Origin of the sequence: Bradyrhizobium sp., assembly GCF_049581145.1 — a bacterium.
In the GTDB taxonomy this organism is placed as follows: domain Bacteria; phylum Pseudomonadota; class Alphaproteobacteria; order Rhizobiales; family Xanthobacteraceae; genus Bradyrhizobium.
On sequence record NZ_JBAURI010001225.1, the window covers coordinates 1 to 12,595 of the forward strand.

A 12,595-nucleotide genomic window follows, 5' to 3' on the forward strand; every position below is an offset into this window, starting at 1 on the left:
GACTGGTCGTCTGCACTGCGGCGGCGGGATCGGCGGCGCCGCCGATGGCCGCGGTGCCGAGGCAGAGTGCCGATGCCGTGAGCACCGACGTGTAGAGAGCGCCGTTCAATCGCCAGTTTCGTTTGCGACTGCGTTTCGAGTCAATCATCGTAGTGAGCCCCCGTGAAGTAAGTTTTCGCGAGGTATCTCTTCACAGGACAATGTGACGCCTGTGACCGGTATTTTTTGAACATTGAATGAAATTCGGCACTGCTGATAAGTTCGCGGTGACCGTCCGATCGCTCGATCGCGATCGGACCCGGGTGGACCATCTTGCCAGCAGCGCTTTTCTCGAATCATGCTTCCAACACAGATCATCGACGCGCAGCAACGTTTGCCGAGGAGCGCCAGTTGCTGTCGTCGAAGCTGCCTTGCCTCTCAGCGACCGATCTGAGCCGGTGTCGCCGCGCTCTCGCCCGCGGTGTCGACGGGCACGGCCGGCACCTGTGCCGCCGTTTCGGTCTGCCGGAGTGCCTGACGCAGCGCCGCGTAGTGCGCGTCGTGGACCGCGGGATTGAACAGCGACCATCGCTGCGCGGTCGTCAGCAGTAGCGGCAACACGCCCGCGGACATTTTGCGATAGATCGTGAATTCCGCCGCGGCTTCGTCGAAGCGTCCAGCCGCCGCTGCGGTGCCGATATGTCGGAACCGGATTACCGAATCCTTCAGCATCGCTCGTGTGGCGAGACGTTCCTGCAGCCCGCCGGTCACCGTGGCGTCGCGGCGATCGGGAAACTGCTCGGTCAGATCGCGGAGTTCCTGACCGACGGTGGTCACCGCGAGATCGATGACGGCAAGGTCGTGGGAGGGAATGGCGACCTCGAGCACTGTAGCGAAGTCATTGATCTCCTTGAGCTGGGCCGTCGCGCCCTCGCGGTCGACGGGCAGCAGGCCGTCGCCGACGGCGGTGAGATAGGCGACGAGGTCGGAACGATCCTGCGGCGCCAGGCCGAGTTCGAAGACCTGGTCGAAATGCGCCACGACCTGGTCCAGCCTGTCATAGCGTCCATCGTGGAAATACGGCGCGTTGAAATCGGCGTTCAGCAGGGTCGGCGTCTTGAACAGCCCGCCCGAGCCGACATTGTGCTGCTTATGATCGACGAATGCGCCCGACGGAACGTGGCAGGTGGCGCAGCTCATGGTCGCATCATGCGGAAACGGCCGCACGAAGATCGCCTCGCCGCGCCGCTCGGCCGCGTTCGTTTGCGCCGTCAGCCTGCCGCTGGAGTCGAGACTCGGGTTTTGCAGGAAATCGATATCCTCGATGTAGGCGACCAGGGCATCGAGAATCGGCGGCGAGGGCTCTGGACCGGAAAATTCGTTGACGACGACGTTGCGCACGAAGTCGCGCAACGACGCGATCCGTCCGTCATTGCCGTAGGGAGCGAGAAAGCGCGCGCCGCGCAGGCTTGGGATTCGAACCGGATCGAGCACGCCGTTATGCGCCTTGGGATTGAACAGCGGGCCGGTGGTGTCGAAATTCCCCGGTCGGGTCGACATGCCCGGGATGTAGAGTTTGGGGTTGCCGGCGCCGTTGACATGGCAGGTGCCGCAGCTCATGCCGGCCTCGCGCGCCGCGCCGCCCAGCAGGCTAGGGGAATTGAACGCCAGATCGCCAAGGTCAACCATGTAGGATTTGAAGCCGCCGCGCGTCTCGGAGTGAAAAACCTCGGTTGGGCGATAGGGCGCGTCCTCGTTGAGCTCGGTGCCCGCCGGTAATACAGTCTGATCGCCGCTGAGCGGAAACGCTCCCGCGTCGCCGCCGGGCAGCGCCGCCAGCAGGCAGATCGCAACCGCCCAAAATCCTCGTCGTGCTGTCACCGAGATGGTCCCCTGGAGAGTGTGGTTTCAAAGCTGTCGTGGTCTTTTCCAAGCCACGGCACGTCCTGCTTGTCCGCTGGAGCACGGCGGGCTTACTGAAGCTCCAGCGCCGGCCGGGCCAGGGCGAGACGGGGGGCCGCCGTCTGCAGCGTCAACACGAGCTCCTCGCTGAGGATGCGGAGCCGTTCCTGCTCCAGCTGCCGCAGGTCGCGCTGTGCGAGCTTGGCCTTCATTTCCGCGATCAGGCGCTGAGCCGTGGCGTGCAGGTTGGGATCGCGGCTGTCGATTGCCGCGGCGAAGATCGTGTTGTAGGCGAGTTCGATACCATCGACATTGTTGCGCATATCGTCGATGGAGGTGCCGCTGATGCGCGATTCTCCGCCGTCGACCTTGCTTTCACCGACCTCGTAGGCCAGCCGGGTCAACCCGTCGAGCAGGCCCTGAGGTGTCAATGAGGTATTGCGGGCGATCGTTGTCATATCCGAAAGACTGTGCAGCAACGCATCCACCCCGTCCGCGACGTCGGTTCGGCCAGCGCCGAACAGCTTGGCTTCGATGGCGTGGAAGCCGGTCGCGCCATTCGGCCAGGCATCGATGTCCCGGTCGAGTTCCGGAGCGAAGCCGCTGGTGAAGACCTCGGAGCGTTCCCAACCGACCCGGGCCTCGATCCAAGCCTGTTTCGCTGCGGCGAGGTCGCCGCTGGTCACATTGGCGCGCAATTTCTGCACGCTGGCGACCGATCGGTCGATATCGGCGACAAGCAGCGATCGATAGCGCTCAATCCCCGTATCGAGCGGCACCGCGGGACCACCATCGGCCTTGGCGACGTCGCTGACCCCCACCACAGCCAGGCACAGGAATGCTGCCAGCAAGATGGTAATTGCTGATAACGATCGATTTGATGTCAGGTGACGACCGCGCGCTGTCAACATCAATTGTTACCCCGATTGCCGCGTGTGGCGCTCCCGGCACATCGCGAAGGCTCGTAAGTTTGCAGGACGTCTACTGCGACGATCCTGACGGTATTACGTCGACGTCAAGCGCGCGTTTTGACGCGAACATGGTCCGAGATAGCGGATGCGTCGCCTGACACGGAGGCCCGCGACCCGGGAACGTCTGCGTTCAGGCTCAGCTTTTGGATGCATTCTGGGCGTCGGCCTGGATGAGTGTTGCTTTGCGCTGCTTTTCGAGCTCGAGCATGAAAGCGTCTCCCGCGGCCTTGTCCTTGAACTCCCACAGCCGATTCTTCACTCCTTCGAAAATCAGCGCATAGACGGCAAGCTGGACGCCTTCGCGCACTCCAAGCGTCGCCGGCGAGTTCTTGGTGAAGCCGAGCTCGGCCTGCAGCAGTTGATCGACTGCGGCGAACTGGAACGCCGAACTGTGGACAAGGATGGAATAGATCGACTTGGTTGTCGTGACCGAGGCCAGCACACGGCCGCTTTGCACGCTGACGGCGCGCAGCGCTACCGTGATGATGTCCTGCCGGTATTGGACGTCCGGACCTATGCCCAGATAGTTGGCGCCGATGCCGCCGGTGGTTTCGTCGCTGTCGTAGCCAATGATGCCGCCCTCCAGCAATATGCCGGCAAAGCGCAGCGGAGGCAGACTTGGTGCCTTGTCGCCCTCGGCCGCGGTTCGGGTGTTCTGGATGATCTGGCGCTCCTGCAGCAGCGGCTGCAGATCGTTGCGTTCGACGACATTGAACCACGCTCCGCCACCCGCCTTGCTGAGAACGTCAATCAGGACGGCGCTGGCGCCCTGCGTGAGAGCCCGCGAGAATTCGGCGAAATTGTCGTTCGGCTTGTTCTGCCCGGTCAGGTCGGGAAAGTTGTAGACGGTGACGTCCAGCTTCCGCCGTGGCGGCGGCAGGCTGTCGAGCACGATACCCGTCTTGGTGTCGGGAACGAGCGTGGCCGGTTGCGCCATCGGATCGTTCGCCGAACCCGTGATGCATCCGCCAAGGCTGAAACACAGCATCGTGGCCGCGGCAGCGCCTCGGAACTTTCTTTTCATTGTTTGAGCCCAGATGAGCACGCCGTCTTAAGGAACGGTGCCGCCGCTGCTGTTATTCGTGCTGCCGCTGTTTGTGCCTGATCCGCCGATGACAACGGCAGAACCGAGATTGCTCAGTGCATTGTTGAGGCCGCTCAGGTCAGGGCCCTGACTGCCGGATTTGACGCCTTCGCCCTGCGCCTGAGCGGTCGAAAGCAGGAAGCTGCCGTTGAGCGGATTACCGCCGAACGTCGGATTCACCGGGTGATATACCATCTCGGACGCTGAGGCCGGCACGCTCACGCAGATTGCGGCAACCGCTACAATGATCACTTTTGGGTTAATCATAACTCACTCCTGGGTACAAGATTTTCAGCTCATCGCTTGATCAGCAGGCCGCCGTTCGGCAGACGTGCGATCAGCATGTTGATGGGAGCGGCGCCGGGCGGTTGCAGCACGTCGACCGTAAAGCCCTGCATGTTGATCAGCGCAAGGTTCGACAAGTCTCGGCCGCCTTGCCACACGCCGACATTATTCGAATTGCCACCGACTATGCCGACGTTGGAGAAATTGCCGCCCCCCGACTGCGACTGGTAGACGCGGTTGAAGCTGCCGATCTGTAGCGTGGAGGCGACATTTCCATTGCGTGGCTGCGTTAATTCCGGCGTCGGCACGAAGGCGGTCTGGTTCGGGCCGTATTGCGAAACCGGCACCGTCTGCGTCGGCTGGGCAGCCTGGATCGCCTCGATCACCGGCGCATGTGGGGATACCTGCGTGATGTAGGCTGACTGCGCGAATGCCCCCGGACAGGCGACGAGCAGCAAGGCACCCGCCAATGCGCCCCTTGGCGATATCAAGCTCATCATGGCGAAGTGCACTCAAACCTCCCGTGGTCCGATTCGAGCGAGAGCTCGGCGCGGTAGTGTCCGATCGCCGAGCGATCCAAAAGGACTGTCGATACAACCTGCTCAGGCTGCTCCGTCACGGCGAAGGCCCCGTTTTGCGTATTGTTCGAGATGCCTGTCGCGCTATGCTTGGCGATCACGAAGCTGTATCGTCCAGCGACCGGCGTATTGGATCGCACGACCGCTTCGAGCCGCAGGAAACCCTTCACGGGCTCGGCGCGAATGGCGCATTCTATTGCAACGGGTGAAACAGCAGTCATTTGAGGCTCGGATCCCGTATCGCGTCTGACCGGTCGCAGTGGGCGGCAATCGAACGATGACGTCTGGAAGTGAAGCGCATTTTCGTTGTTTATCGAGGGTGGGTAGTCATCGTTCGGTACTTGAGTGCGATTTCTAGAGAGTGATCATGACGCTTGTGTAAAAGTTGGAGATCACAACGAAATTGCGGAAAGACTTGCCGGCCGAACGTGATATTTTTGTATCAAGCGATTGCCGGTCAGCACATGCCAACCATCGCAGATCTCGTGGACAGTGGCTCAATTGTAAGGATCGAGGTCGAGCTCGCGCCTCGCGATCAGCCGTTGCGCCTGCTTTACGGCACCCCGCAGTTCATCGAATGGCTCAAGGAAATCCTTGATGGTGCGCGGCCTGCGCGCGTGCTCGGCAACACGACGCCCGCCGAGCAGATTGACGATCTCTTTCATTCGTTCTTGAGCGGCCAGCCGCTGATCTTTACAAGGCAGTTCCGGGTCGTGCGCGTCGAGGACAATGCCGTGTGGGAGTTGAAGACGCCGGATCTTCGTGTTTTCGGCTGGTTCGCGGCGAAGAACTGCTTCGTCGCCGTCTTCGGCAATTGGGCTGATACGATCAAGGACCATGATCTTTACCGTGGTTATCGCATCGCAATCCGGCGGCTGCGCCGCGAGCTCAACATCGATGCGACGCTTTGCGTTAAGGGGGTAGATCCTGATGACGTTCTTTCGGTTTGATATCGACGCGAGGTCCCGCGCCGCGGGCAGGTTCATCGGCCGGGTTCGCAGGGAGCTGTTGCGGGCCATCACCGAGGAAAAGCGTGGTGGCCTCACCCAGCAGGAGCTCGCGCGCCGGCTCGACAGCCGCCGCTCGAGCGTCAATCGTCAATTATCGGGCGAAGCAGAGATCACGCTACGGTCGCTTGCGGAACTCGCCTGGGCGCTCGACCGGGAAATCTCGCTTGAGTTGCGGACCCTTGAACGAGCGGCCGGTCAGAACATCGCCCCGGTCACATCGACGACCGGCCACAAGCCGATCAGGATCATCGGTCCACGGCCTCCGGATGAACAGCGCGCGGAGCGCGTTCCGGAGATTGGGAGCATATGAAAAAGGCGGCGAGCTATTTGCTCGCCGCCTTTCCCCGTTACTTCTGGGAAACCACCGCGATGTTGTGCACGCCGTACTGGGCGGTGAACGAGGTGTTAGCCACGTTGGCGCCGGTCGCCTGGGTAACGGTCGCGACGTTGCCGAAGCCGACCTGGAGCGCGACCTGCGTGTTGTTGCCCGCCGTCGCCTGCTGGCCGGTGGACTGTGCGGCGTTGGCCACGTTCGAGCCGCCGATCTGGGTGATCAGCGAGTTGTTGTTGCCGATCGAAAGCGGAACGGCCATCGACTGGGCGACGCTCGCCGTGTTGCCAGTACCAAACTGAGCGGTGACGGCGTTGTTCGCACCGTTGCCCGTCCCGAGCGGCTGGGTCTTCTGACCGATGGTCGCGGTGTTGCCGTTGCCGGTCTGGAAGGTTGCCTGGGTGTTGGCGCCGTTCGCCTGGTTGATGCCGGCCGTATTGCTCGAGCCAAACTGACCCACGAACGACGCGTTGGTGTCGTTCGCAGCCTGGGCGGCCGTTGTCGCGCCGAAGTTGCCGGCGGTGCTGCCGCCCTGCTTCACCGAAACGTCGTTGTCGCTGCCGACTTGAACCATGCTCGAGGCATTGAACGTGCCGGGATTGGCCGAGAACGAACCATTTTTCGCCGATCCGTTCTGGCTGATGGTCGCCACGTTATCGGAACCGGCCTGAAACGCCGCCGACGTATTGCCATATCCATTGGCGAAACCGCCCGTGCCGCTGGCGTCGGCAGTCTTTTGCGACGTGGTCACCATGTTGTTATCGCCGAACTGGGCCGTGAACGACGTGTTGTTGCCGCCCACGACCGCAGCGGAAGCCGGCGTGATCGACTTGTCGGACTGCGTCACAAATGACATGTTGCCGGTGCCGGTCTGGAACGTGCCTTGGCCGTTCTGGCCGCCGGTCTGGGTGGCGACGACACTGTTGCCGGAGCCGAACTGCGCGCTGAAGGAGCTGTTGACGTAGCTGACACCGGTCGCCTGGGAATTCGGCGGCGAGTTGTTCTGCGTCGTCATGGCGGAATTGAAGTCGCCGGCCTGAAGGTTGCCCGAATTATTCAGACCGTTCGCGAGATTGCTGACCTGCGAGGTGGTCACACCGTTCGCCCGGCCGATCTGAGTGGTTGCCTGGTTGTTGTTGCCGTTCTTCTGCGAGATCGCTGCGGTGTTGTCGTTGCCGATTTGAACGTTCGCCGAGTTGTTGGTGCCGGGCGTACCGCCAGCTTGAGTGCTCAGGACCGAGTTGAACTTGCCGGCTTCGAACGTTGCCTGATTGTTGTTGCCGCTCTTCTGCGAGACCGTCGCATTGTTGCTGGAGCCGATCTGGTCGATGAAGGACTCGTTGTCGAGCGGGCCTGCGGCATAGGCCGCCGGCGCGCTCACAAGGATGAGCGCGAGCGCAGTCATCATTTTCATGGGAAAGGTCTTCCTTACGTTGTCCAGGACGGGGTCGGCGGGGATCGCCGCCCTCAACAGGCGTTAAAACATTCTTAACTTGACGTCCGGATGACGCTTTTAATTAATCCTTCACGAAGCCTGATGAGCACGCAAGCGCGCCCGACCGCGGCACCCATGCCTTGCGGTGAGGACGACAGTTTCAAATTCAGGAGCGGAAAATGGGGGCGTGTTCGATCCGAAGTGAACCCAGCCGGATCTCCGGCTCGGCATCGATGACGGCGCGCATCCGCATCAAGCCGGTGTGGCGCAGCTCGAGCGGGGTGAAGATCAGGCTCGTGGCAGCGACGATGAACAGCGGCGCTCCGGTGTCAGTCTTGAGATTTGCGACCAATCCCGCCTGGTGATGGTGCGCCGGCGTTTCAATCGGCTCTTCGAAAGACGGCTTATCGTCGCCCGGCAGATAGCATCGCACGGTGATCGCGCCGAATGGCTGCGTGGCGGGCGAGAAGATATGGGCGTGCACGCAAAGTTTCGGAAGCACCAACGGAAAATCGCCTGAGATGAAGATCACGCCATTGTAGCAGCCGATAAAGCTGAGCTTGCCACCTGCCTCGTTGCGAATATCGTCACAAAAGATCGAATATCCATAGCGGTTCATTGTCAACGACCGTCACCTTTACGACCCGCCGAAAGAGCATTCGGCGTCCGATCGGCTGTGGTCTTCCCAAACGAATATGACATCAGGATTAAGGAAAGCCGTTTCGCGCTTAAGTTGGCAGCGCAATTCCTCGCGGCGCGGCATCGAGCACCGGCCGGACGGATCATCGGGGAGGGGAGGGCGCCGGCCTGTTGGCCGGCTCTTGGCGCGGCCCGGCTGCCGCGATCCGGCGGTTTTCCAGGCTCGCGACGCAGCGGAGCGCGAAAGCACCGCGATCTCATCACCTCCGGCGGAACGCGGCAATTTCCGCAGAAGAGTCTTGACACGCTGGCGCAGCAACAGGCTCGCGGCCTGCTATCCCGGTGATACCCTCCATCGCCGGGATACCGTTGACGACGAGGTTGATGATGAACCGCTGCAGCTGAACCTTGTCGCCCGCGACAGGCGGAATGTCCGGATTGAGATCCAGTTGAAGCGTGGCGGCGCGGCTGGCCACTTCCCTTCGAAGGAGCGGAATCGTTTCCCTGACAAGGTCGTTGACGTTCAAGGGGCGATATTCGGGGGTGGCTTTGCGCGACAGCGCGCCGAGCAGGCGAACGATCTCCGCGGCCCGGCTGGCATCGGCGACGATTCGCTTTGCGGCACTCCTGATCTCCGCCAGATCAGGCGCGACGCGGTCCAGCCATTGCAAGCAGGCTGCGCCATTCATGACGACCGCGGCCAGCGGCCGGTTGATTTCGTGCGCGATCGAGACAGCCAATTTTTCCAGCGTCGCCACCCGCGTCGCGTGGGCGAGCGCGGCCAATACGTCGTGCAATCTCTCTTCCGCCGCGCCCGCGGTGGTACCAGCTTGCGATTCGATTCCGCCGCCGGGACGCGGCCATCGTCCACGGCAGCGCAGGCCGCCACGATTACCCGACGCAACCGGCTGCCAGCCATCTTGCCGTTCCCAGTCGAGGAGGCGCCGCAGAGAAAGATGCAGATCGCGGCACGGCCGAGTTGCATAGGATTTTAGTAATGGCGGATATCACGCGCAGCTATCGCGCAGCCGTCATCGTCGCGAACAAGGATTGACACGCTATTGCAGCAAAATAGGCCAAGACGACGACAAGTTGAAATGAGCCTGACGCATCGATGCCGCACGGCATCATCCGAGCGCCCGGTGATAGCGGCTCGGCGTTTGGCCGGTGATTTTGCGGAAGACCGCGGTGAAGGAGCTTGTTTCGCTGAAGCCGACGGTCAGCCCGATTTCGGTCACGGAATGCTTTCTCTCAGCCAACATGCCCTTCGCGCGCTCGATCCGCCGGATCGTATGGTACCGATGCGGCGGAACCCCGAACGATTGCTTGAACGCCCGGCAGAAATGAAACGTGCTCAGCCGGGCTAGGCGCGCCAGTGCGGCGAGCGGAACCTGCTCCGATAGATGTTCCTCGATATAGGCCATCACGATTCGCTGCTGCCAGGCGGCTAAACCTCCCTTCGCCGCGGTCGCGCAGGGCTCAGTTCCCCCCTCGAGGCGCGCGAGTTCGTGGAGCAGGACAGTGCCGAGTGCTTCGGCAAAAAGCCTGTTGACCCCCTGCGGAGAGCAAACCGCTTGTCTGAGCTTTTCCATCGTGTTCCAGATCGCCGCATCCTCGAAAAACAGCCGCGGCGCGAACACCGCGCCCGCAGCGCCGTTGTCGGAATCGATCCGAAGCTCTGTGGGATCGAAATAGAAATATGTGGCGCATGTCGGTATGCGCGGATCGTGCCACTCGTGAAATTGTCGGCCCGCCGGCACCAACGTCAGTCTCTTGGCGACGTCGCGCCGCGTCGATCGCGGCAGACCCTCGATATGAGAGTCACCGTCGCGACGGATGCCCTGTTGATAGGCAACCAATAAATGCAACTTGGCGTAGAAATCATAGTCGATCCGCTGATGCGTCATCGCCTGGACGAGTTCGACGCCCATGCCGCGCCACATCACGCCGTTGCGTGTAACCGCCCGGTGCGGTGTAACGGTCATTGTCGGGAACGAGGTATCGGCCGATTGGTCACCTTGAGATACCCGCGAGCTGTCGCCGTCGCCAAGAAGTCCCGGCCGGGACGAGAATGCCGCGGCGTCACGCGCCGAATCTCTCGGTCGGCTATTGCCGAAAGACTTCAACGGCAAAGCGCTGAACGATGGGGAGCCGGTCAACATCGCATTCATCCCTTGCGTTTCAGGTTTCGGGGAGCTCTCACTTGGCCCTGTCCTTTCTATGATCCTGGACGCAAACTAGTCTGGGAACACTGGTGCCTTCCATCGCACTTAGGTTTTCGTCCATGGCCCACAAACCTATACCTAGGTTTAGAGCGATGCCGTTCCGGATCGCTCTCGCAACTGACGCAAGATTCGGAGAAATCCAGCAATCGCCAATCAGCGCGCGCTTCCGGAAGCCGATATGACTCGAGCCGCAATCGGATGAACACTGTCACTCCCGCAGAGTTCGATCCGGTACAGCGCCCGCGTCGTGTCGCACGGCCCCGGTTGCCCCCGAACCCGGGCCATGATCGATTGAACGAAGCCGCCACCCCCCGGGCCGCTTCGTGCGAATGCAGGCGAGGAGGGCCGGTGGCGTGCAGTCCACCGGCCCTTTTTTTGCGTTCGTTCCAGCAGGGGAGCGCAATCAGGCAGACACGTTGCCGGGCTGCTGCACGAAGCTGGGCTTTCAGGCTCCGGTGACGCCGCGGTGGTGCTCAACGGCTCTGTTGAAGCAATTGATCAGATTCTCTTCGTCAAAAGGCTTGGTCAGAAAGCAGAGCGCTCCATCGTCGAGCGCCTGCCGCCTGGTGCTTTCGTCGGGAGCTGCGGTAATGATGATGAACGGCACCTGGTAGCCCTGGTTCCGCAGCAGAGATTGCATCTGGACGCCGCTCATCGCCGGCATGCGGACGTCCGCGATGACGCACGAGGTGTTGTGCAATTGGGTCGATTGCAGGAAGGCCTCGGCGGAGGCAAATGTCGAGACCACGTATCCAAGCGACCGCACCAGATTGTCCAGCCCTGCGCGAATGGATGCATCGTCATCAATGATCGAAATCTCCGGAACTGCGGTCAATTGACGGCCTTTGACGGAAGTGGGATGCCAACCTTGCGTGAAGCGGCTTGCCGACGACATTGAGCCGTTGATGCCCATTTTTATATCATACTTAGGTTTGCACTCGGCTAGCCTGACCGTTTGACCCCCAGCATTTCAGCCATTCTCACGAGGTCCGCGAGCGAGCGGGCTTCCATCTTTCTCATGACATGTCCGCGATGGATCTTGACGGTAATTTCACTGATCTGCAGCGTGTGGGCGATCTGTTTGTTCATCAGGCCGGAGATGACGAGGGCAAAGACCTCGCGCTCGCGCCCGGTCAGGGAGTCGAACAAGTGCCGGAGTTTGGATACGGCCTTCTCGCCGTCGCGCCTGGTACGATCGTGATCGAGCGCACGGATGACCGCATCCAGCATATCCTGATCGCGGAACGGCTTGGGCAGAAAGTCGATGGCCCCGGCTTTCATCGCCCTGACCGACATCGGGATGTCGCCATGGCCCGTCATGAAGACAATCGGAATGTGAATGCCGGCCTTGGCCAAAACGCCCTGGAATTCGATCCCGTTCACGCCGGGCAGCCTCACGTCCAGCACCAGACAGCTGGTGGCATTCGGGAGCTTGCTCTCCAGCAGTTCCTTCGGCGAACTGAACACTTGCACTTTGAATTCCATCGACCGGAACAAGTTCGTCAGTGCGACCCGCATCGACGGGTCGTCGTCGACAACGAAAATAAATTGCTCGGGCGCCTCTTCCATGGTCGATCACCAGATCTGGTCAACGGATTTCAACGCGAACGCCGTCGTCGGTGGTAACCCGCCGACGCGGTCGGGTTTGTCGAGATGTCCGCATCGCGTATCAATGCTTTCGCTGAATCCAGTTGGGCTGCTGCCAGCTCATGACGCGATCTCTCGGAGCGCCGGCAGCGAAAACCAGAATGCCGCTCCGGGTTCCTCATGATTGTCTGTGACCCATAGTTGTCCGCCATGATCCCCGATAATCGAGCGGCATATCGAAAGGCCAATTCCCAGACCGCTCGGTTTGGTGCTGAAAAAGGCATCGAATAGCCGGTCGGCAATTTCGCAGGGAATACCGGTGCCGTTGTCCTTGACGGCAACCACGACCTTATCCTCGTCGTCTTCGTAGGAACGAACCACCAATGAACGTGGGCGGTCGGTGATCTCCTGCATCGCTTCGGCGCCATTCATGATCAGGTTGATGATGACCTGCTGGAGCTGAACCCGGTCTGCAACCGCCCGAGGCACCGACGGCCCAAGCTCCAGGCGCAGCATGACATTCTTGGCGTTCAGTTCGCGCTGCAGCAAAGCGGCGACCTCGTGAATAA

The 12,595-nt window shown here is 61.2% G+C and carries 15 protein-coding genes; 2 read left to right on the top strand and 13 right to left on the bottom strand.

What is annotated here, in order from left to right:
- Nucleotides 1–417: 417 nt before the first annotated feature.
- The 6 genes from WCB02_RS38975 to csgH form a co-directional block, all read right to left on the bottom strand.
- Nucleotides 418–1,860, bottom strand: coding sequence for a cytochrome c peroxidase (locus WCB02_RS38975; protein ID WP_423967602.1), 1,443 nt, complete (start codon nucleotides 1,858–1,860; stop codon nucleotides 418–420).
- Between the two features lie 92 nt (nucleotides 1,861–1,952).
- Complete coding sequence (locus WCB02_RS38980) at nucleotides 1,953–2,705, bottom strand: EfeM/EfeO family lipoprotein (RefSeq protein WP_423967635.1); 753 nt, start codon at nucleotides 2,703–2,705, stop codon at nucleotides 1,953–1,955.
- Between the two features lie 283 nt (nucleotides 2,706–2,988).
- Complete coding sequence (locus tag WCB02_RS38985; protein ID WP_423967605.1) at nucleotides 2,989–3,876, bottom strand: CsgG/HfaB family protein; 888 nt, start codon at nucleotides 3,874–3,876, stop codon at nucleotides 2,989–2,991.
- 27 nt (nucleotides 3,877–3,903) lie between these two features.
- Nucleotides 3,904–4,203 (bottom strand): curli assembly protein CsgF, encoded by a 300-nt coding sequence (locus WCB02_RS38990; protein WP_423967608.1) that lies wholly within the window; start codon nucleotides 4,201–4,203, stop codon nucleotides 3,904–3,906.
- Nucleotides 4,204–4,232: 29 nt separating this feature from the next.
- Nucleotides 4,233–4,733, bottom strand: a complete 501-nt coding sequence (locus tag WCB02_RS38995; RefSeq protein ID WP_423967610.1) for a hypothetical protein — start codon at nucleotides 4,731–4,733, stop codon at nucleotides 4,233–4,235.
- Nucleotides 4,718–5,020 carry a curli-like amyloid fiber formation chaperone CsgH gene (gene csgH / locus WCB02_RS39000; RefSeq protein ID WP_423967612.1) on the bottom strand — a complete coding sequence of 101 codons (303 nt, stop codon included), beginning with the start codon at nucleotides 5,018–5,020 and terminating at the stop codon, nucleotides 4,718–4,720. Before csgH ends, WCB02_RS38995 begins: the two co-directional genes overlap by 16 nt.
- Nucleotides 5,021–5,236: 216 nt before the next feature.
- Between csgH and WCB02_RS39005 the strand changes: the two genes are divergently transcribed.
- Nucleotides 5,237–5,749 carry a hypothetical protein gene (locus WCB02_RS39005; protein ID WP_423967614.1) on the top strand — a complete coding sequence of 171 codons (513 nt, stop codon included), beginning with the start codon at nucleotides 5,237–5,239 and terminating at the stop codon, nucleotides 5,747–5,749.
- Between the two features lie 58 nt (nucleotides 5,750–5,807).
- Nucleotides 5,808–6,119 carry a helix-turn-helix domain-containing protein gene (locus WCB02_RS39010; protein WP_423967616.1) on the top strand — a complete coding sequence of 104 codons (312 nt, stop codon included), beginning with the start codon at nucleotides 5,808–5,810 and terminating at the stop codon, nucleotides 6,117–6,119.
- A 37-nt stretch (nucleotides 6,120–6,156) separates the two neighbouring features.
- Here the strand turns inward: WCB02_RS39010 and WCB02_RS39015 are convergent, their stop codons facing one another.
- The 7 genes from WCB02_RS39015 to WCB02_RS39045 form a co-directional block, all read right to left on the bottom strand.
- A complete protein-coding gene (locus WCB02_RS39015) occupies nucleotides 6,157–7,611 on the bottom strand; it encodes a beta strand repeat-containing protein (protein WP_423967619.1) in 1,455 nt (484 codons plus the stop codon).
- 130 nt (nucleotides 7,612–7,741) lie between these two features.
- A complete protein-coding gene (locus WCB02_RS39020) occupies nucleotides 7,742–8,194 on the bottom strand; it encodes a hypothetical protein (RefSeq protein WP_423967621.1) in 453 nt (150 codons plus the stop codon).
- Nucleotides 8,195–8,474: 280 nt separating this feature from the next.
- Entirely contained in the window at nucleotides 8,475–8,999 is a 525-nt protein-coding gene (locus WCB02_RS39025) for a sensor histidine kinase (RefSeq protein WP_423967623.1), read from the bottom strand.
- A 342-nt stretch (nucleotides 9,000–9,341) separates the two neighbouring features.
- A complete protein-coding gene (locus WCB02_RS39030) occupies nucleotides 9,342–10,199 on the bottom strand; it encodes a helix-turn-helix transcriptional regulator (RefSeq protein WP_423967625.1) in 858 nt (285 codons plus the stop codon).
- Nucleotides 10,200–10,884: 685 nt separating this feature from the next.
- Nucleotides 10,885–11,352: a response regulator transcription factor gene (locus WCB02_RS39035; RefSeq protein ID WP_423967627.1), complete on the bottom strand. Its 468-nt coding sequence runs from the start codon at nucleotides 11,350–11,352 to the stop codon at nucleotides 10,885–10,887.
- Between the two features lie 29 nt (nucleotides 11,353–11,381).
- Nucleotides 11,382–12,008 carry a response regulator transcription factor gene (locus WCB02_RS39040; protein WP_423967630.1) on the bottom strand — a complete coding sequence of 209 codons (627 nt, stop codon included), beginning with the start codon at nucleotides 12,006–12,008 and terminating at the stop codon, nucleotides 11,382–11,384.
- Between the two features lie 138 nt (nucleotides 12,009–12,146).
- Nucleotides 12,147–12,595 (bottom strand): sensor histidine kinase (locus WCB02_RS39045; RefSeq protein WP_423967633.1); only part of this gene is annotated, 449 nt, incomplete at its 5' end.

Coding starts and splice junctions, on each gene's coding strand:
- WCB02_RS38985 (WP_423967605.1), bottom strand. CDS start 3,876: ATGAAAAGAAAGTTCCGAGGCGCTGCCGCGGCCACGATGCTGTGTTTC.
- WCB02_RS38990 (WP_423967608.1), bottom strand. CDS start 4,203: ATGATTAACCCAAAAGTGATCATTGTAGCGGTTGCCGCAATCTGCGTG.
- csgH (WP_423967612.1), bottom strand. CDS start 5,020: ATGACTGCTGTTTCACCCGTTGCAATAGAATGCGCCATTCGCGCCGAG.
- WCB02_RS39020 (WP_423967621.1), bottom strand. CDS start 8,194: ATGAACCGCTATGGATATTCGATCTTTTGTGACGATATTCGCAACGAG.
- WCB02_RS39030 (WP_423967625.1), bottom strand. CDS start 10,199: ATGACCGTTACACCGCACCGGGCGGTTACACGCAACGGCGTGATGTGG.
- WCB02_RS39035 (WP_423967627.1), bottom strand. CDS start 11,352: ATGGGCATCAACGGCTCAATGTCGTCGGCAAGCCGCTTCACGCAAGGT.
- WCB02_RS39040 (WP_423967630.1), bottom strand. CDS start 12,008: ATGGAAGAGGCGCCCGAGCAATTTATTTTCGTTGTCGACGACGACCCG.